Here is a 22,346-nt window from a genome sequence, read left to right as displayed (position 1 = left end):
TCGTTCTGTACCAGTACTGACCGAACAGCTGTGCTGGTTGTGACAGCGGTGCGGGGAAATCCCCGGACGGGTTATTCGACGAGCTTTCCGTCGGTCGAGACGTCCTCCATGAGGGAGGCGATCTCCCGGGGAATCTCCGGAATGCTCTCCCGGGTGACACCGGTGGACGGCGACCAGACGAGGTTCACCGTCAGCTCCGGGTCCTGCTCGGGGAAGTCGCTGCGGTTGTGGGCGCCGCGGCTCTCCCGGCGCTCCAGCGCGGCCTCCAGCGTGGCGCGCGCCGACAGGGCGGCGGACTTCAGGTCGAAGGCGTGGGCGAGGTCCTGGTAGCCGGCGATGTCCGGGTGGACGCCGACGTCCTCCATCCGCTTCTCGATCGCCGTGAGTTCCGCCAGCCCGGCCCGCAGGCCCGTCTCGTCGCGGACGACGCCGGCGTGCTCGGTCATGGTGTTGCGGATGGCGCGCTGCAGGGCCCGTACGTTCTCCGGACCGTCGGCCTTCAGCAGGTCGTCGATCTCGGCGCGGGCGGACGCCTCGGCCGCCGCCGAGCGGGTGTGCGAGGTCAGCGAGCGGGAGTACGCGGCTGCCGCCTGTCCGGTGAGCCGGCCGAACACCAGCAGCTCGATGAGGCTGTTGCCGCCGAGCCGGTTGGCGCCGTGCAGTCCGCTGGACGCCTCGCCGATGGCGTACAGGCCCTTGACGTCGGTGCTGTGGTCCTCGGGGCTGGTCCGGACGCCGCCCATCGAGTAGTGCGCGGTCGGGGCGATCTCGATCGGCTCCCGGGTGATGTCGAGCATCTGCAGCTCCAGCAGCGTCTGGTAGACGCGCGGCAGCCGCGACATGATCGTCTGCCGGGGCAGATGGGAGACGTCCAGCCACACACCGCCGTTGGGGGTGCCGCGGCCCTCCTTGATCTCCGTGTACGAGGCCAGCGCGACGCGGTCGCGGGTGGACAGCTCCATCCGCTCGGGGTCGTAGCGGGACATGTACCGCTCCCCCAGCGCGTTGCGCAGGATGCCGCCCTCGCCCCGGGCCGCCTCGCTGACCAGGGTGCCGGCCGCGCTCTCCGGCTCGATGATCCCGGACGGGTGGAACTGGACCAGCTCGGGGTCGCGCAGCCGCGCCCCGGCGTCCACCGCGAGGCGGAAGGAGTCGCCGGTGTTCTCGTCGCGCCGCGAGGACGTGCGCCGCCAGATCCGGGTGTGCCCGCCGGCCGCCAGGATGACGGCGTCGGCGTGGATCAGATAGCGCCGGCCGTCGGTGAGCCCGAAGCCGTAGGCGCCGAACACCGCTCCGTCGTCGTTGACCAGCAGCCGGGTGATGTACACGCCGTCCAGCACGGGGATGTCCAGCTGCTCCGCCCGGCGGACCAGCGTGCGCTGGATCTCCAGCCCGGTGTAGTCGCCGGCGAAGGCGGTGCGGCGGAACTTGTGGGCGCCGAAGAAGCGCTGCGAGATCCGGCCGTCCTGCTCGCGCGCGAAGGCCATGCCGTAGCGCTCCAGGTCGTCGATGCCGCGGGCGGCGCCCCGGGTCACGACCTCGACGGTGCGCGGGTCGGCGAGCAGATAGCTCTCCTTCAGGGTGTCCGCCGCGTGCTGCTGCCAGGAGTCCTCCGGGTCCATGGTGGCCAGGGCCGCGTTGATGCCGCCGGCGGCAAGCGCGGTGTGCGCGTCGTCCTTGGGACGCTTCCCGACCGCGAGGACGTCGATCCCGGCCTCGGCCAGCTCGATCGCGGCGCGCAGACCCGCTCCGCCCGTACCGATCACCAGCACCATGGTGGAAAGTCGTTGTTCGGTGACAGTCACGGTCCACTCCGATCACAAAGGATTTCACCGATAGGACCGGGCAGGTCCGGGCCCTGTGACACGGGCCGGACTGTCGCGGGTGTCACATCCCGGGCCGCCGTCCGGTCATCCCTCGTACCGGCCGCTCATGACCCGGAAGAGGAGAAGATGACGTACGTCATTGCCCAGCCCTGCGTCGACGTGATGGACCTGGCCTGTGTGGCCGAGTGCCCCGTGGACTGCATCGTGGCCGGCGGCCGGACGCTCTACATCGACCCGGTGGCGTGCGTGGACTGTCACGCGTGCGAGCCGGTGTGCCCGGTGGAGGCGATCTTCTACGAGGCGGACGTGCCCGCGGAGTACGCGCACTGGACGGCGGTGAACGCCGAGTTCTTCCCCGGCGGGGGCGGGCCGGCGCTCACCGGCGGCGATCATCCGGTGGTCGCGGCGCTGCCCCCGCAGAGCGCGCACAAGAAGGAGATCTCCCTCTTCGGGATCGGCAAGGAGGACCCGGCGATCGTGGACGTCTGGTTCCCCGCCCCCTGACCGGCCTCCCTGGGGACTCCGCCGGCCCCGTTCAGTTCCCCAGGGAGGCCACGTACGGGTCGAGCTTTTCCGGGTTCATGACCCACATGATCCGCTCGACGCCGCGCTCCGACACGTCCGTGAGCAGCAGCGCCACGGCCTCGCCGGCGTGCGAGACCAGCACGCCGGGGCTGCCGTTGGCCTCGACCCAGCGCACCTCGGCCTCCGGCCAGAAGCGCGGGGCGAACGCGGCGAGGTAGCGGGCGACGCGGGTCCGTCCGGCGACCGGGATCCGCGACGCGTTGCGGATGCCGCCGCCGTCGGAGTAGCTGACGACGTCGTCCGTCAGAACCTCCTCCAGGCCCTTCAGGTCGCCGGTCTGCGCGGCCTTCAGGAAGACCTCCATCAGCCGCTTGTGCGCCTTTGCGCCGACGCTCTCGCGGCGTTCGCCCGCCAGATGCCGGCGGGCGCGGCTGACGTACTGCCGTACGGTCGCCTCCTTCGACTCGAGCATCGCGGCGATCTGCGCGTACGGGTAGTCGAAGGCCTCGCGCAGTACGTACGCGGCCCGCTCCAGCGGATTCAGCTTCTCCAGCAGGAGCAGCACCGCGAGGTCCAGCGCGCCGCCCCGCTCGGCGCCCAGCTGCGGGTCGGCGGTGGTGTCGACGGGCTCGGGCAGCCAGGGGCCGGGATACGTCTCGCGCCGGACGCGGGCGGACTTCGCGACGTTGACGGCCAGCCGCGCGGTCACCGTGATGAGGAACGCCGTCGGGTCCTTGACCACCGTGCGGTCGGTGGCCTGCCAGCGCAGCCAGGCGTCCTGGACGACGTCCTCGGCCTCCGCGGCGCTGCCCAGGATGCGGTACGCGACGCCGAAGAGGCGCCGGCGGACGGCCATGAAGTCCCGTACCGCGTCGTCGAGGGTGTCGGGTGCGTCGTTGTCGTGCGGGCCGTGCATCAGTCTCCTTACCTGGGAGACCGATGCTACGCGCGCCCTTTGCCCCGGCTCGCCCGGCCCGCCGTCACCCCATCCGGTAACGCTCCCGGGCCTCGGCGACGGTGTCCGCGTCGACGACGCCCGCCCGGGCCAGCTGGTCCAGGGCGGCCAGGGTGATCGACTCGGGGTCGACCCGGAAGTAGCGCCGGACGGCCTCGCGGGTGTCCGACAGGCCGAAGCCGTCGGTGCCCAGGGACGAGTAGTCGTGTCCGACCCACTGGCTGATCTGGTCGGGCACCTGCCGCATCCAGTCGCTCACGGCGAGCACCGGCCCCGTCGCGTCCGCCAGCGCGGCCGTCACGTACGGCGTCCGTTCCTCGCCGCGCAGCCGCGCCCGGTCGGCCTCGAGCGCGTCGCGCCGCAGCTCGGTCCAGCTCGTCACCGACCAGACGTCGGCGAGCACCCCCCACTGGCCGGCGAGCAGCTCCTGGGCCTCGAGCGCCCAGTGGATGGCGGTCCCGGAGGCCAGCAGCTGGATGCGCGGGCCGACGCCGCGGGGCTCGGCCTGGCGGAAGCGGTAGATGCCGCGGACGATGCCTTCCTCCACCGAGGGGCCGGCCGGCATCGCCGGCTGGCGCTTGGGCTCGTTGTAGACGGTGAGGTAGTAGAAGACGTCCTCCGGCCGGTCGCCGTACATCCGGCGCAGCCCCTCGCGGACGATCACCGCGATCTCGTACGCGAAAGCCGGGTCGTAGCTGACGGCGGCCGGGTTGGTGGACGCCAGCAGCAGGGAGTGGCCGTCGGCGTGCTGCAGGCCCTCGCCGGTCATGGTGGTGCGGCCGGCCGTCGCGCCGACGACGAAGCCGCGGCCCATCTGGTCGCCCAGCGCCCAGAACTGGTCGCCGGTGCGCTGGAAGCCGAACATGGCGTAGAAGATGTAGAAGGGGATCATCGGCTCGCCGTGGGTGGCGTACGCGGTGGCCGCCGCCGTGAACTCGGCCAGCGAACCGGCCTCGGTGATGCCCTCGTCGATCAGCTGGCCGTCGGTGGCCTCCCGGTAGTGCAGCAGCTGGTCGGCGTCCACGGGGTCGTAGTTCTGCCCCAGCGGCGAGTAGATCCCGGCCTTGGGGAACAGCGACTCCATCCCGAACGTCCGCGCCTCGTCGGGCACGATCGGTACCCAGCGCGCGCCCGTCTCCGGGTCCTGCATCAGGTCCTTGACCAGGCGCACGAGCGCCATGGTGGTGGCGACCTCCTGCTTGCCGAAGCCCTTCTCCGGCGCCGCGAACGCCTTCGCCGGCGGCTGCTTCAGCGGCCGGTCCACCACCCGGCGCACGGGCACGAAGCCCTCCAGGGCGGCGCGCCGCTCGCGCAGATAGCGGACCTCGGGCGAGTCCTCGCCGGGATGCCAGTACGGCACCAGGTCGCCGGCCAGCGCGCTGTCGGGGATCGGCAGCTCCAGCAGGTCGCGCATGGTGCGGAACTGGTCCATGGTGAGCTTCTTCATCTGGTGGTTGGCGTTACGGGATTCGAACGCCGACCCGAGCGTGTAGCCCTTCACCGTCTGCGCCAGGACGACGGACGGCCCCTCCCCCGTGTCGAGGGCCGCCCGGTAGGCGGCGTGGACCTTCAGCGGCTCGTGCCCGCCGCGCGAGGTCGCGAACAGCTCGGTGATCCGCCGGTCGTCCAGCCCGGCGCCCAGCGCCGCCAGGGTGTCGCCGGTGAAGAAGTGCTCCCGTACGTACGCGGCGTCGCGCGCCCCGTACGTCTGGAACTGGGCGTCGGGGATCTCCGCGAGCCGCCGGACGAGGGACCGGTCGGTGTCCCGCGCCAGCAGCGGGTCCCAGGCCTCGCCCCAGAGGGTCTTGACGACGCGCCAGCCGGCGCCGCGGAAGCGGGCCTCCAGCTCCTGCACGATCGCGGTGTTGGCGCGGACCGGGCCGTCGAGCCGCTGGAGGTTGCAGTTGACGACGAAGGTGAGGTTGTCCAGGCCGTCGCGGGCGGCGAGTTCGAGGGCGGCCGTCGACTCGGGCTCGTCGATCTCGCCGTCGCCGAGGAACGCCCAGACGTGGGAGCGGGAGGTGTCCTTGATGCCCCGGTTCAGCAGATAGCGGTTGAAGCGCGCCTGGTAGACGGCGGCCAGCGGGCCCAGGCCCATGGAGACGGTGGGGAACTCCCAGAGCCAGGGCAGCCGCCGCGGGTGTGGGTACGAGGGCAGTCCGTGGCCGCCGGTCTCGCGGCGGAAGCTGTCGAGCTGCTCCTGGGTCAGCCGGCCCTCGAGGAACGCGCGGGCGTAGATGCCGGGCGAGGCGTGGCCCTGGACGTAGAGCTGGTCGCCGGAGCCGTCGCGGTCCTTGCCGCGGAAGAAGTGCTCGAAGCCCACCTCGTACAGCCAGGCCGCCGAGGCGTACGTGGCGATGTGCCCGCCGAGTCCCAGCCGGGAGCCGCGGGTGACCATGGCGGCGGCGTTCCACCGGTTGAGGGCGGTGATCCGCTTCTCCATGGCGAGGTCACCGGGGTACGGGGGCTGCGCGGAGGCGGCGACGGTGTTGAGGGGGTCGGTGGTCAGCAGGCCGGGGGCGGTGGCGCCGCTGCGGGCCGCGTACTCGTGCAGCCGCCGCAGCAGGTACACGGCGCGGTCGGGGCCGGCGTTGCGGATGACGGCGTCGAGGGAGGCCTGCCATTCGCGGGTCTCCTCGGCGTCGCGGTCGGGGACCTGGTCGAGTTCGCTGGCCGCGAGGGGGATGGCCGGCCGGTTCGGTGCGTTCATTGCTGCCTCTCTGCCCGGGGTGTCTCAGACCCGCGCGAGCCACTGGTCGAACGTCGTACGGCCCAGCCGGGCCCGGGCGTCGGGGAGCAGCGCGTACTCCTCCAGCACGGTGTCGTACATCCCGGTCCGCTCGTCGGCGACGACCTCGCGCGCGTCCCCCCGGGCGGCGAGGAGCTTGCCCACGAAGTCGTCGAGCCGGTACCCCTCGGGCCCGGCCACGTCCAGCGCCCCGAACAGCGGCAGCCCGACGGCGACATGGGCCAGCGCCGTCGCCACGTCGTCCGTGGCCAGCGGGCGGGTGAGCGCGGGCGGGACGCACAGGATGTCCCAGTCCGTGTCCGCCAGCACCATCGCCTCGATGGCCTCGAAGGACGGCGCCGCGCGCACGATCGAGTGCGGGATCACCGACCGCCGCACCTGCTCCTCCTGCAGCCCCTTCGCCCCGAAGTACCCGGGGCACTTGGGCCCGGCGCCGACCATCGACGCGACGACGTGGTGGGCGACGCCCGCCGCGGCGCCGGACGCCAGCAGATTGGCGGTGGCGCGGCGGAAGAAGTACGACGCCGCCTCCCCCGTGCGCAGGGCGGAGTCCGTGGCGTCGACGACGACGTGCACGCCGCGCAGCGCCTCGTCCAGGCCCTCGCCGGTGAGCAGATCGGTGCCGGTGCGGCGGGAGAGGGGGACGACCTCGACGTCGTGTTCGCGCAGGCGGGTGACGGTGGCGGAGCCGACGAGTCCGGTGGCTCCCGCGACGGCAACTCTCATCAGGGTCCCTTTCCTCCAGGAAGCGGCGTCCACGTCCGGTTGGCGTTTGACGCCCGCATTCCCTAGGACCGGCGACGGGTCACCGCTGTGACATGGGGGCGACCCCAGGCTGTCAATAGGTCTGGACCATTGAACATTTGTGTGACGAGTCGGTTACGCACGGTGCGCCGTTCATCTCGCTGCGCATACCTTCGACCACATGAGCGACTTCCATACCCATAGGCGCAAGGTCGAGAACGAGACGATCCCCCCACGGGTCAGGCACACGAACCTGCGGTGCTGCCTGGCCGTCTTCGCCCCGTACGGCTTCCGGGCGACCTACCACCACCTGGGACTCAGCGCCCGGATCCCCAAGGACCCGGCCCGCGACCCGGCGTCGCTCGGAGCCGCGGTCAAGGAACTGAGCGACGCCCGGGAGTTGTGGCTCGCGGGTGTACGGGACTTCGCGGGCCGCCGCCGCAGCGCGAAGGCGCAGGGGCGGCGCCAGGTCGGCCAGGGCGAGCTGTGGCGCGAATGGCAGCGGGGCTGGGGGAACATCGCGTACTGCCCGGACCCCGTGTTCCATCCCACCGACCCCCTCCCGGTGGTGATCGAACGCATCCTGCACGCCCCGGAGCCGCCCGCCGGGGTCACGTCGTGCCGGGTGTGCGGCGGGCGGGAGGGCACGGACGGGGCACCGCCGCTGTGCGTGCGGTGCGGGGTCGTCCTGCCGGAGCCGGGCCCGGCCCTCTGCCAGCGGTTCGACCAATGACGCGCGGCGACAGAGCCTGTCGTCACGGGAGTTGATCCGGAATGCTCGGGTCATGAGCAGATCCCCGCGACGTTTCGTCCCGCAGGTCCGGGCCTGGATCTGGCCCCTGACCGCCGCCCTCGCCCTCGGTCTCACGGTGAGCACCCCCGCGTCGTCCGCCCCGGACGACGACGCGCTGCGCCAGCAGCTCACCAACATCCTCGCCGACCCCCGGCTCGACGGCGCCGTCGCCGACGTGATCGTCGCCGACGCGAACACCGGAGAGCGGATCTTCGAGCACAGCCCGAACACCCGGCTGATGCCCGCCTCGAACACCAAACTGCCCACCTCCACCGCCGCCGTGGAGCTCCTCGGCGCGGACTACCGCTGGTCCACGGACGTCCTGGCCGCGGGCGACCGCAACGGCACCGCCCTGCGGGGCGATCTGTATCTGCGCGGCACCGGCGATCCGACGATGCTCGCCGCGGACTACGACGCCCTCGCCGCCCAGGTCGCGGCCGCGGGCATCACCCAGGTCACCGGAGGCGTGGTCGCCGACGACACGCGTTTCGACAGCAACCGCCTGGGCAACTCGTGGGCCGCCGACGACGAGTACTCGTACTACTCGGCGCAGATCTCCGCCCTCACCCTGGCCCCGGACACGGACTACGACTCGGGCACGGTCATCGTCGAGGCGTTCCCCGGGGCGAAGGCCGGCGACAAGCCGGTCGTCAAGGTCACCCCGCCCAACTCGTACGTGAAGATCGACGTCCGCGGGACGACGGTGGCCGCCGGGCAGCGCGACACGCTCGGCATCTCGCGCGAGCACGGGAACAACACCGTGGTGATCGACGGCGACATCCCGGTCGGCGCCTCGGCCACCAAGGAGTGGATCGCCGTCTGGGAGCCCACGGGCTATGCCGCCGCCGTCTTCCGCGACGCGCTGGAGGCGCACGGCGTACGGGTCCTGGGCGGCACCCGGCTCGGCGTCGCCGCCCCGGCGGACGCCGAGCCGGTGGCCACGCACGACTCGATGACGCTCGGACAGCTCCTCATCCCGTTCCTGAAGCTCTCGAACAACATGCACGCCGAGATGCTGGTCAAGACCATCGGGTACGAGAAGTCGGGCGCCGGCACCTGGAGCGCGGGCCTGTCCCGGATCTCGGCGTACCTCTCCTCGCTGGGCGTGAACACCGCCCAGCTGCGCCAGGTGGACGGCTCGGGCCTGTCGCGGATGAACAACATCTCCGGCGAGGCCTTCGTGAAGCTGCTGACAAAGGTCCGCGCCGAGCCCTGGTTCCAGGAGTGGTACGACGCGCTGCCGATCGCCTGTGTGCCGGACCGGTTCACGGGAGGCACGCTGCGCTCGCGGATGTGCGGCACCAAGGCGGCGGGCAACGTCCGCGGCAAGACCGGCTCGCTGACCGGCGCTTCGTCGCTGTCCGGGTACGTGACGGACGCGGACGGCCGGGAACTGGTCTTCACCGTCCAGCTGAACAACTACATGGCCTCGTCGGTGAAGGACATCGAGGACAAGGTGGGCGTGGCCCTGGCCTCGTACTCCGCGGAATCGGCCCCTGCGACACTGACCACGGGCCCGTCCGCGACGCGGAGCACCGCGCCGGCGGCGGACCTCGAGTGCTCGTGGCAGAAGCCGCGTATGTGCTGACCGACGAGCGGTGCGGGGACCGGCGTGCCGGCCCCCGCACCGCCCCGGACTCCCTGGGGGGACCCATGCGTATCGCCGTCACCGGCGCCACCGGACGGCTGGGCTCGGCCGTCGTCCACGAGACGGCCGCCCGCGCCGGGGTGGAGACCGTCGCCCTCACCCGCCGCACCCCGCCCGGCGGGCTGCTCCCCGCCGGCGTCGGTGTCCGGCGGGCGGACTACGGCGACGCCGGCGCCCTGCGCGCGGCGCTGACCGGCGTGGACACCCTGGTCCTGGTCTCCAGCGACGGCGAGACCTCCCACGTCATGACGCACCACGCGAACCTCGTCGGCGCCGCGGCGGCCGCCGGCGTCACCCACATCGCGGCCCTGAGCAGCATCGACGCCGACAGCGCCTCGCCGTTCTGCTACGCCCAGGCCAACGGCCACACCGAGGAGCTGATCCGCCGCTCCGGCCTCGCGCACTCCTTCGCCCGGGCGTCGATCTACACGGAGTTCTTCGCCCACTGGCTCACCAGGGCCCGTACGACGGGCACCCTGCGCCTGCCCGCGGGCGACGGACGCATCGCCCTCGTCTCCCGTACGGACGTGGGCCACGCGCTCGCCGCCCTCGCGCTGGGCGCGCCGACCGGGCGCCACCACGACATCACCGGCCCCGCCGCCCTCGGGGTCGCGGAGATCGCCGCGGTGACGGGGGAGGTCTGGGGGACCAAGGTCCGGTACGAGGACATCGACCCGGTGGAGTACACCGTGGAGACGGCCCGGGCGGGCGAGGAGCACTGGTGGCTGTACGCCTTCTCCTCGATGTTCGCCTCCGTACGGGAACGCAGGTGGGAGGCCGTGTCGGCGGACTACACCGACCTCACCGGCCGGATGCCGGCGCCCCTGCGCGACGTCCTGTCGGCGATGCCCGGAAGCTGATCGCCCCGGGTGCGTCCGGCCTCTCCCGCCCATAAGCTCGCAAACGTGACGAAGCCGCCCCGAAGCGGCTCCGGGCGGAGAGAGGCGGGCGCGCACCCATGCACATACGCCGACTGGCCGCGGGTCTGGGCGCGGCGGCGCTGCTGCTGCTCACCGCGCCCGCCGCGGGTGGGGCTCCCGCCGTCGACCCCGTCACGCTGGACGGCCCCGGTCAGATCACCGACCAGGTCGGCGCGCTCGGCAGCCGTAAGCCCGACGTCGAGGACGCCCTGCGCCGGCTCGACACGGAGCACGGCGTCCAGCTGTTCGTCGCGTACGTCCGTAACTTCGCCGGCCGCGGCGCCCAGGACTGGGCGGACGCCACCGCCACGAAGAACGGCCTGGGCCAGAACGACGTGCTGCTCGCCGTCGCCACCCGCGACCGCCAGTACGCGGTGTCCGCCGCCACCGACTCCGGCTTCACCGAGGACCAGATCCGCGAGGTGAACGCCACCGCCATCGAGCCGGCCCTGCGGCAGAACGACTGGGCGGGCGCCGCGATCGGCGGGGCGGACGGCCTCGGCGCGGTCCTGGCCGGCGATCCGGTCCCCGCCCCGGCGATCACCCCGGGCCCGGCGAACCCGGGCGGCGACGGGGGCGCCGAGCAGTTCACCGCCTCCGACGTGATCATCCCCGTGGTGGCGGTGGGCGGCGCGGGGGCCGCGGCGCTCTACCTCTTCTCGTCGCGGCGCAGGAAGCGCAAGGACACCGGCGGCGGCGAGCCGGCAGGCTGGGGCGGGGACGGCGGCGCCCCGCCGGTCACCCCGCTGCCCGAGCTCGACGACCGGGCGAAACAGCTGCTCGTCGAGACCGACGACGCCATCCGCACCAGCCAGGAGGAACTCGGCTTCGCCGCCGCCCAGTTCGGCGAGGCGACCGCCGCCCCCTTCGACCAGGCCGTCACCTCGGCGAAGGAGGAGCTCACCCGGGCGTTCCGGCTGCGCCAGCAGCTCGACGACGCCTACCCCGAGGACGACGCGACCCGCCGCGCGATGCTCGAGGAGATCGTCCACCGCTGTACGGAGGCCAACAAGCGCCTGGACGCGGAGTCCGCCTCGTTCGACCAGCTGCGCCAGATGGTCACCAAGGCCCCGGAGGTCCTGGCGAACGCGGAGGCCGCGGCGGCGCGACTGCCCGAGCGGATCACCGCGGCCGAGACCGCCCTCACCGCGATGACCGGGGAGTACGCCGAGTCCGCGGTCACCGCGATCGCCGGCCACCCGGCCGAGGCCCGGGACCGTCTCCAGTTCGCGACGCAGCACCTGGGCGAGGCCCGTACCGCCCTGGACGCGGGCGACGGCAACACCGCCGCCGTCCATGTCCGCGCCGCCGAGGGCGCCGTCGACCAGGCGGAGACCCTGGCCGGCGCAGTGCTGCGGCGGGAGGGCGAACTGCGGGAGGCCGCGGCGAAGACGGCCGCCGCCATCCGCGACACCCAGGCCGATCTGGCCGACGCCCGCGGCATGGTCACCGGTACGCGCCAGGACGAGTCCACCGCCGACCTGCGGGGCCGGATCGGCCGGGCGGAGTCGGTGCTGGCGGAGGTCGGCCGCGAGGTGGCCGCCGGCCGCTACGACCCACTGTCGGTGCTGCGCCGCGTCGAGGAGGCGGACGCCGGCCTGGAGGAGGCGCTCACAGGCGCCCGGGAGCGGGAGGACGGCGAACGCCGGGCGTCCGCGCTGCTGGACCAGGCGCTGCTCACCGCCCGCAGCGAGGTCGACGCGGCGCGGGACTTCATCACCACCCACCGCGGCGGCATCGGCACCCGGGCCCGTACCCGCCTGCACGAGGCCGAACGCCATCTGGACCAGGCCGAATCCCTCGGCGCCACGGACCCGGCCACCGCGCTGCAGCACGCCCAGCGCGCCGACCAGCTGGGCGAGGAGGCCCGCCGCCTCGCGGAGGACGACGTCTCCGGCTACGGCGGCTTCGGCGGCCCCGTGCCCATGGGCGGCGGGCTCAACACCGGCATGCTCGGCGGCCTGATCCTCGGCGGCATGCTCGGCGGCGGCGGCCGCCGGGGCGGGGGATTCGGCGGCGGCTTCGGCGGCGGCTTCAACCCCGGCTCGTTCGGCGGCGCCGGTACGACGGGCCGGATGGGCGGCGGCGGCCGCTTCTAGACACCCACCTCACCGACACCAAGGAGTCCTTCGACCATGACCGGCAAGCAGACCATCCTCGGCCGCACCCTCCAGCTGGCCCGCGCCAACATCAACGCGCTCATCGACCAGGCCGAGGACCCGCAGAAGATGCTCGACCAGCTGATCCGCGACTACTCGAACAACATCCGCGAGGCGGAACAGGCGGTGGCCACCACGATCGGCAACCTGCGCCTGATGGAGCAGGACTACCGCGAGGACGTCTCGACGGCCGAGGAGTGGGGCGGCAAGGCCCTGGCGGCGAGCCGGAAGGCCGACGAACTCCGCGCCGGGGGCGACGCCACCCAGGCGGACCACTTCGACCAGCTGGCCAGGGTCGCCCTGGACCGCCAGCTCCGCCACGAGGGCGAGGCGAAGGCGGCCCAGCCGATGATCACTTCCCAGACGGAGGTGGTCGACAAGCTCAAGACGAACCTGTCGGCGATGAAGGTGAAACTGCAGGACCTGAACGCCAAACGCGACTCCCTGGTGGCCCGCGCCCGCACGGCCGACGCCCAGAACCAGATGCTGGACGCGGTGAAGTCGATGGACGTCATGGACCCCACCTCGGAACTGGGCCGCTTCGAGGACAAGATCCGCCGCGAGGAGGCCCGCGCGCTGGGCAAGTCGGAACTGGCGGCATCGTCGCTGGACGCGCAGTTCGAGTCGCTGGACGAGATGGCGGAGAAGACGGAGATCGAATCGCGGCTGGCGGCGCTGAAGAACGGCGGGGGGACGGTGTCGTCGATCACGTCGGGGAAGGCGGCGTAACCACAGGCGATTCGACTCCCGTACGCCCGACCGGCAAGCGGAGACACAGCGCGACAAACCACTATCAGCCCGGCCGGCGCTTGAGGCCAAGGCGCGAAGCGCCGATATCCCTACCGCCACCCGGAGACGCAACGCAACAAGCACCACTATCAGCCCGGCCGGCGCTTGAGGCCAAGGCGCGAAGCGCCGAAACGGGGTCTGGGGCGGAGCCCCAGAACCGTCAGAACACCGACAGCAGAGCCTCGACCGCGTCCCCCGGAGGAGCCACCCCCTCCCCCGGGAGGGCGAGCTCGAACCACACCGTCTTCCCCTGAGGCGTACGCCGCGACCCCCAGCTGCTGCTGAGCAGGGACACCAGCTGAAGCCCCCGCCCCCCCTCATCCGTATCCCGCGCCCGCCGCCGCCGAGGCTGGCGGAGCGCCGCGTCCCAGACCTCACACACCAGCGTCCGGTCGAGAAGGAGCCGAAGCCGGATCTCCCCCTCCCCGTGCCGGAGCGCATTGGTCACGAGCTCCGACACCAGCAGCTCCGACGTGTCGACGAGCCCGTCCAGCCCCCACGCGAGAAGCTGCGCCCGCGCCAGCTCCCGCGCCCGGGCCACCGACTTCGGCTCCGCGTCCAGCTTCCAGTCCCCCACACTGTCCGCCGGCAGCGCCCGCACCCGGGCGAGCAGCATCGCCACGTCGTCCTCACCGTGCCGCGTGTGCAACGTGTCGAGCACGTGATCGCACACGTCCTCCAACGCCCGCGGCGCCCCGGTGAGCGCCTTGCGGAAGGCCTCGAGCCCCTCGTCCAGCGGATGATCGCGCGACTCCACCAGCCCATCGGTGTACAGCGCCAGCATCGCCCCGTCCGGCAGCTCGACCTCGACCTCCTCGAACGGCTCCCCGCCCACGCCCAGCGGCATCCCCGACGGCACCTCGAGGAGCAGCGGCGGCTCCCCCGGCTCGACGACCATCGGCGGCAGATGCCCCGCGTTGGCGATCATGCACCGCCGCGTCACGGCGTCGTACACGGCGTACACGCACGTCGCCATATAGACCTCGGACATGTCCCCGAGCCCACTGGCGATCTCGTCGAGCGCCGTCAGCACATCGGCCGGCTCCAGATCGAGCAGCGCCAGCGTCCGCACGGCCGTCCGCAGCTCCCCCATCGCCACCGCGGCCCGCAGCCCGCGCCCCATCACGTCCCCGACGACCAGCGCCGTCCGGTGCCCGGGCAGCTCGATCACGTCGAACCAGTCGCCGCCCACCTCGGTGGCCGTGTTCCCGGGCAGATACCGGCACGCGATGTCCAGCCCCGCGGCCTCCGGATCCCCCGGCGGCAGCAGGCTCCGCTGCAGTATCAGCGCCCGCGAGTGCTCGCGCCGGTAGAGCCGCGCGTTGTCGATGCACACCGCCGCCCGCGCGGCGATCTGGACGGCGAGGGCGGTGTCCCGCTCCCCGAAGTCCTCGCTGCCCTTGGTACGGGAGAACTGCACGAGCCCCACCACGGTGTCCCCCGCGACCAGCGGCACGGCGAGGGTCGTCCGCACGTGCGCGTCCTCCTCGCCGGCGGCGACGACCTGCACCTGACCGGTGCGCAGCGCGCTCGCGTACGGGGAGTGGAAGGTGAAGCGGTGACTGGACCCGACGGCCGTCACCGGGGTGTCGGAGACGGCGGAGGCGAACGCGACCCGCCGCAGCTCGGCGCTGCCGTCACCCGTCCCCGGCCGGCCCTCGTCACCGTCGAGGAGGCTCTGGTACAGGTCCACGCAGGCCATGTCGCAGAACTGCGGGACGGTCACGTCGAGCAGCTCGCGGGCGGTGGTCTCCAGGTCCAGGGTGGAGCCGATCCGCGCGCCGGCCTCGTTGAGCAGGGCCAGCCCGCGCCGCGCGGAGGCGGCCTCGCTCTCGGCGCGGCGCCGGCCGGTGACGTCGGTGGCGATGGCGGCGACGCCCATGGGGTGGCCGGAGCCGTTGTGCACGCGGTAGATCGACACCGCCCAGCGCAGCCGCTGCGGCTCCTCGGGGGAGGGGCCGAGGATCTGCATGTCGGTGACGGGGTCGCCGGACTCCAGGACCTGGCGGCAGGCGGCGGTGAAGCGTTCCGCCTCGGCGCGCGGGAGGTAGTCCTGGGCGGTGCGGCCGACATGGGTGTCGGGGGGCAGGCCGAAGGCGCTGGCGAAGCGTTCGTTGACGCGGATGAGCCTGAGGTCCGTACCGAAGAGGAGGAAGCCCATCGGGGACTGGCCGAACACGGCCTGGGAGGCGGCGAGGTCGGTCTCGATCCGGCGCAGCGCGTAGACGTCGACGGCGACACACACCGCGCCGCGTCTGCCGCCGCCGGCGCGGGTGGGCATCACGTAGATCTCGGCGATGCCCTCGGTCCGGCCGCTCCGGCCGAAGGGGACCAGCCCGGTCCACTCGTGTCCGTCGAGGATGCCGGCGATGGTGTCCGCCGCTCCGTCGCGGATCTGGCGCGGGATGAGCACCTGGAGGGGGTCGTCGCCCACCGCCTGGTCGGCCGTGATGCCGAAGAGCTCGGCGGCCCGGTCGCTCCACTGTTCGATACGACCGTCGGGGCCCAGGGAGAACGACGCCACCTGGACGTGGTCGTAGATCGAGCCCGGCAGACTGCTCTGCCACAGCTGTTCCGTCACGCGACCTCCCCCTTTGCTCTTCCTGCTCCGGGTACGCGTAGGCCCGAGTATGCGACAGGAACGGCCATTCAGAACATGCCCCCGTACTGCGCTTGGTTCCCGGAGCCGGCCAGGGTCAGCCGCTCCCCCCTTCTTCTAACCAGCCAGGGGGAGCTCGAACCACACCGTTTTGCCTACGACACCCGAACGTGATCCCCAGCTGCGGGCGGTACCGGCGACGAGCTGGAGTCCGCGGCCGCCCTCGTCGCCCGGTCCGGCGACGCGCAGACACGGCAGGTCGGGCAGGGGGTCGGAGACCTCGACCCGCAGGGCGGCGGGAAGGGGGCCCGCGGCGAGGCAGGTGAGGCGGACGCCGATGGGGCCGTCGGCGTAGCGCAGGGAGTTGGTGACCAGCTCGCTGACGAGGAGGACCGTCAGATCGGTGAGGAGGTCGAGCTGCCAGCTGCGCAGGGTCTCGCGGACCACCGCGCGGGCCGTGCGCACCGCTCCCGGGTCCGCGGGGAAGGACCACTCGACGGGTCCGTCCGGGGGCACCAGGGCGGCGCGGATTGCGTATGAGGATTCCGCTGCATCAGCGGCTTGTGTCACGCCGACCACATCCCTGTCCACAATCGGGGGATTAGTTATGAGATACCCGATTTGAGACGTTTCTCACGGGACGTCGGTAACAATTCCGGGACAGACCGGACGCCGAGTGTGACGAGGGGGTAAACAGGGGCGTTCGGGCGGTATCAGCCGCCCGAACCGTCGGGAACGCGCTCCACCAGATAGAGCTGCTTGTGCCCGCCGCTCTCGAACCGGGCCGCTATCCGCTCGGCCTCCGCCTTGGTGGCGTAGCGGCCGACGCGATACCGGTTGCCGTTGTCGTCCTGGCGGACCACCGCCCACGGCAGGGCCGATCCGTCGCTCATCGCCCGTCCCCCGGCAACTCTCCCGCACGCGCGGCTAAGCGGCGTGATCCCCTGATGCGCATATGCCAGAGCTTACGCCCGGCCTTCACGCGACGGATACGAGTTTATACAAAGCGGCGCCTTAATCGTCACCGTGTTCGAACAGTTTGAGACACGGGTTTGCCAACGTGGGAACAGGGACACGAGCGGCCCCCGGGAGCGGCGGAGCGTTACTTCACGGGCAGGTGGTAGGCGACGCGGTAGCGCTCGGCGAGGGTCACGACGTCGGCCGTCTCCACCGGCCTGCCGGACGCGTAGAACGTCCGGGACACCACCAGCACCAGCTGTCCGGGAATACCCCCCAGCGCCAGGGTCTCCTCCGCGAGGCCGGGGCGGGCCCAGACCTCCTCCAGCACGTTGTCGACCACCACGTCGATCGCGGCCATCCGGTCGACGACCCCGCGCCCCGCCAGCGGACCCTCCTCGGGCAGCATCACGGGCGTGCGGCCGGTGACGGCGAGGGGTTCGTGGGAGGTCGAGCACATCACCGGCTCGCCCCCGGCACGGAACACGTACTCGGTGCGCATCACCCGCTCGCCCGGCTCGACGCACAGCCGGTTCGCCGTCTCGCGGTCCGCGGCGACCTGCCGGCTGGTCGACTCCCAGCTGCCGGCCAGCCGCTCGTCCGCCTGCTCCTGGCGGAACGGCGAGGAGTCGCCGATGGTCCGGTAGCCGTTACGGGCGATCCGCCGGGGCACCGGATGCTCGCGTACGTACGTCCCCGAGCCCGAGCGCCCCTCCACCAGCCCCTCGGCCATCAGCACCTTGCGCGCCTCGAGGGCCACGGTGTCGGAGACCCCGTACTCCGCGCGGATCCGCGCCTGGGACGGCAGCCGGGAATGGGGCGGCAGCTCACCCTCCACGATCTTCCTGCGCAGGTCACCGGCCACCCGTAGATAGGCGGGCTGCTCACCGAACGGCACATCTGCTCCCAAAGCTTGACAGTCCGCAAGAGCTTGGCAACCGGTGATGGACGCCGCAAGCTCGGGGGTGAGATTTACGGACCGTATGGCCGCGCAGGCCACGACCCCTGTCCCGTAAGGCCGTCAGAGTCCCAGCACCACGCGGGCGATCAGGAAGTAGATCACCAGACCCGTCGCGTCGACCAGCGTGGTGACCAGCGGGGCCGAGATCACCGCCGGGTCGATGCCCACCTGTTTGGCCAGCAGGGGCATCGCGGAGCCGACCACGGCCGCCCAGGCGCAGATCGCGATGATCGACAGGGCCACCGTCAGCGCGATCTCCCGGTCGGTCATGACCGTCGCCAGCACCGAGCCGACGATCGCCAGCCCCAGCCCCAGCAGAAAGCCCACCCGGGCCTCGCGCCAGCCCAGCCGCAGCACGTCCCCGGGCCGCAGCTCGCCCACCGCCAGCGCGCGCACGGCGCCGGTCGCCGCCTGCGCGCCGACGTTGCCGCCCGTGCCGACGAGCAGCGGGATGAACACGGCGAGCTGGGTGGCCTGCTCCAGCTCGCCCTCAAAGACCTGCAGCACCTTCGCGGTCATGGTGGCCGCGACGATCAGCAGGAAGAGCCAGACGATCCGGGAGCGGGCGAGGGTCACCACGCGGACGGACATGTAGTGCCCCTCGACGGGGCTCTGGCCGTACTGCCGGGCGATGTCCTCGGTGTCGGCCTCCTCGATCACCTCGAGGGCGTCGTCGATGGTGAGCAGGCCGACGACCCGGTCCTCGCTGTCGACCACGGGCAGGTCCAGGAGGTTCGTGTCCTGCATCAGCCGGGCGGCGGCCTCCACCTCGTCGGTGGCGTGGGCCCGTACGACCTCGGTGTCCACCAGTCCCGCCAGGGGTTCGCCGGGCTCGGCGAGAACCAGGTCGCGCAGGGAGACGATGCCCGTGAGGCGGCGGGAGGAGTCGGCGACGGGCAGGGTGTAGATGGTCTCCGCGTGCGCGCCCGCCTCCCGGACCCGGGCCAGCGCCTCCCCCACCGTGGAGTGCTCCTTCAGCAGGACCATCTCCGGCGTCATGTAGCGGCCGACGGAGTCCTGCTCGTAGCCGAGCAGCTGCGCCGTCAGGAAGCGCTCGTGCGGGCTGAGGCCGGCGAGCACCCGGGCGGTGAAGTTCGCGGGGGCCTCGCCGAGGAGGCGGGCCCGGTCGTCCGGGTCCATCTCCTCGACGATGTCGCGGAAGGTCTGGTCGCGCAGGGCGTCCAGGATCTTGTGCTGGTCGACGCGGTCGAGCTCCTCGAAGACCTCGTGCGCGCTCTCCTTGTCCAGCAGCCGGAAGAGCAGCACGGAGCGTACGTCGTCGGCGCGGGCCACCTCGTCGGCGATCACGTGCGGGGGGTTATCCGCCAGCCAGGCCTGGATACCGGGGACGTCGTTGCCGTCCAGCAGCTCGTGCAGTTCGAGCGCTGCGGGCATGCACACCTCCTCGGCCTGGTCACAGCGGTTTCAGGGTATGACGTCCGGTTTGGCCGTGCCTCGCCGGAAGCGGCCGTGCGCGGGAACCCTTGACCACTTTGGTCTAGGCCAATACGGTGCGCTGCAGTACGACCCTGACGTCACCGACTTCCCATGTCCCCGTCTCACCAACGGAAGCGAGCGCCCATGCGCCGAAGACTCCTCAGCCGGCTGGCCGTCGCCGGCTGCGCCCTGTCAGTTGTGCTCACCCCGACCATCGCCGACGCCCGCGGCGGGGGCCACGACGGCCACGGCGGGCGGGACTCCGCCTCGTACAAGCGCGTCGGATACTTCACCCAATGGGGTGTGTACGGCCGCGACTTCCAGGTCAACGACCTGGTGACCAGCGGTACGGCGGCGAAGCTGACGCACCTCAACTACGCGTTCGGCAACATCAACGCCGACGGCAAGTGCTTCCTCGAGCCCGTCCCGGGCGAGGGCGACCCGTGGGCCGACTACCAGCGGCCGATGGACGCCGAGAACTCGGTCGACGGTGTCGCGGACACCGCCGAGCAGAAGTTGGCCGGCAACTTCAACCAGCTGCGTGAGCTGAAGCGCAAGTACCCGAAGCTCAAGGTGCTCATCTCGCTGGGCGGCTGGTCCTGGTCGACGAACTTCTCGAACGCCGTGGCCACCCCGGAGAAGCGCAAGGCGCTCGTCGCGTCCTGCGTCGACCTGTACATCAAGGGCAACCTGCCGCTGCTCGACGGCAAGGGCGGCAAGGGCTCCGCGAAGGGCCTCTTCGACGGCATCGACATCGACTGGGAGTGGCCGAACTGGCCCGGCGACGCCGACACCGTCTACCGCCCCGAGGACAAGCAGAACTTCACGGCGATGCTCGCGGAGTTCCGCAAGCAGCTGAACGTCGAGGGCGCCAGGCAGCACAAGCACTACCAGCTCTCGGCCTTCCTGCCCGCGAACGCCGCCGCGATCGACGCCGGCATCGAGGCCCGCAAGGTCTTCGAGCTGCTCGACTTCGGCAATCTGCAGGGCTACGACCTGCACGGTCCGTGGGAGAAGACCACCAACCAGCAGTCGGCGATCCACTCGCCCGACGACAGCCTGGAGCAGGTGGTGAACGACTGGCGGCGCCGGGGCGCCCCGGCGAGCAAGATCGTGGTGGGCGTGCCGTTCTACGGTCACGGCTGGACCGGTGTCACCGGTGGCGGCGACGGCTACCAGCAGCCCGCGGCGGCCGCGGCTCCCGCGACGTGGGAGGCGGGCTCCGAGGACTACAAGGTGCTCAAGCAGCGCCTGGCGGCCGGGGAGTTCACCCTCTACCGGGACGACGCGAACGGTCACGCGTGGCTGTTCGACGGGAACACCTTCTGGACGTACGACGACCCGAAGGTGGTCACGGCCAAGACGAAGTTCATCAAGGACCTGAAGCTCGGCGGCGCGATGATCTGGTCGCTCGACGGGGACACGGCCGACGGTGAGCTGATCAACGCGCTGGACTCCGGTCTGAAGTAGGCGGCGGGCCGGTCCGGCCTCACCCGTCCGGGTAGCGGCGTTGTCCACAGCGCCGCCGCCGTCCACAGCCCCCATCCGACCGGGTGGGGGCTGTGCCACGCTTGCGGGCATGACGACTTCGACGGCTGGACCACTGGAGACGATGCCCGAGGACTGGGAGCGGGCGCTGGCGATCGTCGCGCACCCGGACGACATGGAGTACGGAGCGGCGGCGGCGGTCTCGCACTGGGCGGATCAGGGCAAGGAGATCGCGTATCTGCTCGTGACGCGCGGCGAGGCGGGCATCGACGGGATGGCCCCGGCGGAGGCGACGCGGGTCCGTGAGGAGGAGCAGCGGGCGAGCTGCGCGGTGGTCGGGGTGCGCGCCGTGGAGTTCCTGGACCACCGGGACGGGGTGATCGAGGAGGGCGTGGCGCTGCGCCGCGATCTGGTCGGGGCGATCCGGCGGCACCGGCCGGAGCTGCTGATCACGCTGAACCACCACGACACCTGGGGCCCCGGGCCGGGCTCCCCGTGGAACACGCCGGACCACCGGGCGGTGGGCCGTACGACGCTGGACGCGGCGGGGTGCGCGGGGAACCGGTGGATCTTCCCGGAGCAGCTGACCGAGGAGGGGCTGGAGCCCTGGGGCGGGGTGCGCTGGGTGGCGGTGGCGGGCTCGCCGCGGGCGACGCACGCGGTGGGGGTGTCGGACGATCCGTATGCCAAGGCGGTGGCGTCGCTGGCGGAGCACCGGGCGTACATCGAGGGGCTGGGGGTGGAGAAGGAGCCCCGGGAGTACGCGCGGGAGTTCATCGAGCAGATGCTGCGGGGCGCCGGCGAGCAGCTGGGCACGGAGCTGGCGGTGGGCTTCGAGCTGTATCCGCAGGGGTGGTGAGGCGGGGCTTGACCTTTACGTAACGTCAACTTCTAGCGTGGTTGTCGTACCGAGTCGTACCGGGAAAGGGGCGCGCGGTGGCGGAGTGGTCGATCCAGGAGCTGGCCCGGGCGGCCGGGACGACCAGCCGCACCCTGCGCCACTACGGCGAGAAGGGGCTGCTGCCCCCGAGCCGGACCGGCGCCAACGGATACCGCTACTACGACGAGGACTCCCTCGTCCGGCTGCAGCGGATCCTGCTCCTGCGGGAGCTGGGGCTGGGCCTGCCGGCGATCGCGGAGGTGCTGCGCGGCGAGCAGGACACGCCGTCGGCCCTGCGCACCCATCTGGCCCTGCTCGAGCAGGAGCGGGAGCGGCTGGAGCGCCGGATCGCCTCGGTACGGACCACGCTGGACCGGACGGGACGAGGTGAACCGCTCATGGCGGAGGAGATGTTCGACGGGTTCGACCACTCGCGGTACGAACAGGAGGTGACGGAGCGCTGGGGGCAGGACGCCTGGCGCAGCGGGGACCGCTGGTGGCGTTCGCTCACGGAGGCGGACAAGGAGGCGCTGCGGCAGAGGCATCTGGACATCGCCCGTGACTACGGGACGGCCCGCGCCGAGGGGCGGGCGGCGGACTCTCCGGAGGTCCAGGCGATCGTGCGGCGGCACTACGACTGGGTCGCCGTCGGCTGGCAGGGGCGGCGCCCGACGGCGGAGGCGTTCACGGGGCTGGGTCAGATGTACGCGGACGACCCGCGCTTCGCCCGCAACTACGACCGGCACGGGGAGGGCACGGCGCGGTTCGTGCGGGACGCGATCGCGGTGTTCGCGGGACGGGAGCTGAGCGGGGACTGAGGGGCGGGCCCGCCGTCGGGGGGCGGCGGGCCACCGGCCGTCCCCGCCCGGCCGCTCCCCCGTCCGGCCCAGTTCCGGCGGGCGCGGGAGCCGGGGGC

At 72.2% G+C, this 22,346-nt stretch carries 17 protein-coding genes and 1 pseudogene; 9 read left to right on the top strand and 9 right to left on the bottom strand.

The features are described 5' to 3' along the window. Positions 1–71 precede the first annotated feature (71 nt). Positions 72–1,775, bottom strand: coding sequence for an FAD-dependent oxidoreductase (locus SRB5_RS18520; protein WP_153453451.1), 1,704 nt, complete (start codon positions 1,773–1,775; stop codon positions 72–74). Between the two features lie 177 nt (positions 1,776–1,952). Here SRB5_RS18520 and fdxA point away from each other — a divergent pair. Continuing rightward, positions 1,953–2,249: pseudogene (gene fdxA / locus SRB5_RS18515) on the top strand (ferredoxin); the annotation flags it as partial. 112 nt (positions 2,250–2,361) lie between these two features. Here the strand turns inward: fdxA and SRB5_RS18510 are convergent. The 3 genes from SRB5_RS18510 to SRB5_RS18500 all read right to left on the bottom strand — a co-directional run bounded on the left by SRB5_RS18510 (position 2,362) and on the right by SRB5_RS18500 (position 6,781). Further along, positions 2,362–3,267: an RNA polymerase sigma-70 factor gene (locus SRB5_RS18510; protein ID WP_153453363.1), complete on the bottom strand. Its 906-nt coding sequence runs from the start codon at positions 3,265–3,267 to the stop codon at positions 2,362–2,364. Positions 3,268–3,331: 64 nt separating this feature from the next. Next, the gene (aceE, locus tag SRB5_RS18505) at positions 3,332–6,016 is read right to left on the bottom strand and encodes a pyruvate dehydrogenase (acetyl-transferring), homodimeric type (RefSeq protein ID WP_153453361.1); all 2,685 of its coding nucleotides are present in this window, start codon (positions 6,014–6,016) and stop codon (positions 3,332–3,334) included. Between the two features lie 24 nt (positions 6,017–6,040). Further along, a complete protein-coding gene (locus SRB5_RS18500) occupies positions 6,041–6,781 on the bottom strand; it encodes an SDR family oxidoreductase (protein ID WP_153453359.1) in 741 nt (246 codons plus the stop codon). A 199-nt stretch (positions 6,782–6,980) separates the two neighbouring features. Between SRB5_RS18500 and SRB5_RS18495 the strand changes: the two genes are divergently transcribed. From SRB5_RS18495 to SRB5_RS18475, 5 genes are all read left to right on the top strand, one after another. After that, the gene (locus SRB5_RS18495) at positions 6,981–7,532 is read left to right on the top strand and encodes a hypothetical protein (protein ID WP_153453357.1); all 552 of its coding nucleotides are present in this window, start codon (positions 6,981–6,983) and stop codon (positions 7,530–7,532) included. Between the two features lie 52 nt (positions 7,533–7,584). Beyond that, entirely contained in the window at positions 7,585–9,180 is a 1,596-nt protein-coding gene (gene dacB, locus SRB5_RS18490) for a D-alanyl-D-alanine carboxypeptidase/D-alanyl-D-alanine endopeptidase (protein WP_194292954.1), read from the top strand. Beyond that, positions 9,150–10,100, top strand: coding sequence for an NmrA family NAD(P)-binding protein (locus SRB5_RS18485; RefSeq protein WP_153453355.1), 951 nt, complete (start codon positions 9,150–9,152; stop codon positions 10,098–10,100). The genes dacB and SRB5_RS18485 overlap by 31 nt, the downstream gene beginning before the upstream one ends. Positions 10,101–10,198: 98 nt before the next feature. Continuing rightward, entirely contained in the window at positions 10,199–12,259 is a 2,061-nt protein-coding gene (locus tag SRB5_RS18480; protein ID WP_153453352.1) for a TPM domain-containing protein, read from the top strand. 36 nt (positions 12,260–12,295) lie between these two features. Beyond that, the gene (locus SRB5_RS18475; protein WP_153453350.1) at positions 12,296–13,048 is read left to right on the top strand and encodes a PspA/IM30 family protein; all 753 of its coding nucleotides are present in this window, start codon (positions 12,296–12,298) and stop codon (positions 13,046–13,048) included. Positions 13,049–13,268: 220 nt separating this feature from the next. Here SRB5_RS18475 and SRB5_RS18470 read toward each other — a convergent pair whose 3' ends face one another. From SRB5_RS18470 to mgtE, 5 genes are all read right to left on the bottom strand, one after another. Next, positions 13,269–15,689: a SpoIIE family protein phosphatase gene (locus SRB5_RS18470; protein WP_323378125.1), complete on the bottom strand. Its 2,421-nt coding sequence runs from the start codon at positions 15,687–15,689 to the stop codon at positions 13,269–13,271. A 135-nt stretch (positions 15,690–15,824) separates the two neighbouring features. Beyond that, the gene (locus SRB5_RS18465) at positions 15,825–16,238 is read right to left on the bottom strand and encodes an ATP-binding protein (protein WP_323378129.1); all 414 of its coding nucleotides are present in this window, start codon (positions 16,236–16,238) and stop codon (positions 15,825–15,827) included. Positions 16,239–16,420: 182 nt separating this feature from the next. Further along, the gene (locus SRB5_RS18460; protein ID WP_153453348.1) at positions 16,421–16,600 is read right to left on the bottom strand and encodes an SPOR domain-containing protein; all 180 of its coding nucleotides are present in this window, start codon (positions 16,598–16,600) and stop codon (positions 16,421–16,423) included. 209 nt (positions 16,601–16,809) lie between these two features. Then, positions 16,810–17,562: a GntR family transcriptional regulator gene (locus SRB5_RS18455; protein ID WP_323378124.1), complete on the bottom strand. Its 753-nt coding sequence runs from the start codon at positions 17,560–17,562 to the stop codon at positions 16,810–16,812. Positions 17,563–17,685: 123 nt separating this feature from the next. Then, positions 17,686–19,020 (bottom strand): magnesium transporter, encoded by a 1,335-nt coding sequence (mgtE, locus tag SRB5_RS18450; protein ID WP_153453344.1) that lies wholly within the window; start codon positions 19,018–19,020, stop codon positions 17,686–17,688. A gap of 186 nt (positions 19,021–19,206) precedes the next feature. On the opposite strand from mgtE, the gene SRB5_RS18445 reads away from it, so the two are divergent. The 3 genes from SRB5_RS18445 (at position 19,207) to SRB5_RS18435 (ending at position 22,248) form a co-directional block, all read left to right on the top strand. Continuing rightward, positions 19,207–20,532, top strand: coding sequence for a glycoside hydrolase family 18 protein (locus tag SRB5_RS18445; protein WP_153453342.1), 1,326 nt, complete (start codon positions 19,207–19,209; stop codon positions 20,530–20,532). Positions 20,533–20,641: 109 nt separating this feature from the next. Beyond that, entirely contained in the window at positions 20,642–21,409 is a 768-nt protein-coding gene (locus SRB5_RS18440) for a PIG-L deacetylase family protein (RefSeq protein WP_153453340.1), read from the top strand. A gap of 77 nt (positions 21,410–21,486) precedes the next feature. Then, positions 21,487–22,248, top strand: a complete 762-nt coding sequence (locus tag SRB5_RS18435) for a MerR family transcriptional regulator (RefSeq protein ID WP_323378123.1) — start codon at positions 21,487–21,489, stop codon at positions 22,246–22,248. The last annotated feature ends 98 nt before the right edge of the window (positions 22,249–22,346 follow it).

It is taken from the genome of Streptomyces smaragdinus (assembly GCF_009604385.1).
Lineage (GTDB): Bacteria > Actinomycetota > Actinomycetes > Streptomycetales > Streptomycetaceae > Streptomyces > Streptomyces smaragdinus.
Note: the sequence above shows the minus strand (reverse complement) of the source record. Positions and strands in the feature narration are given on the sequence as shown.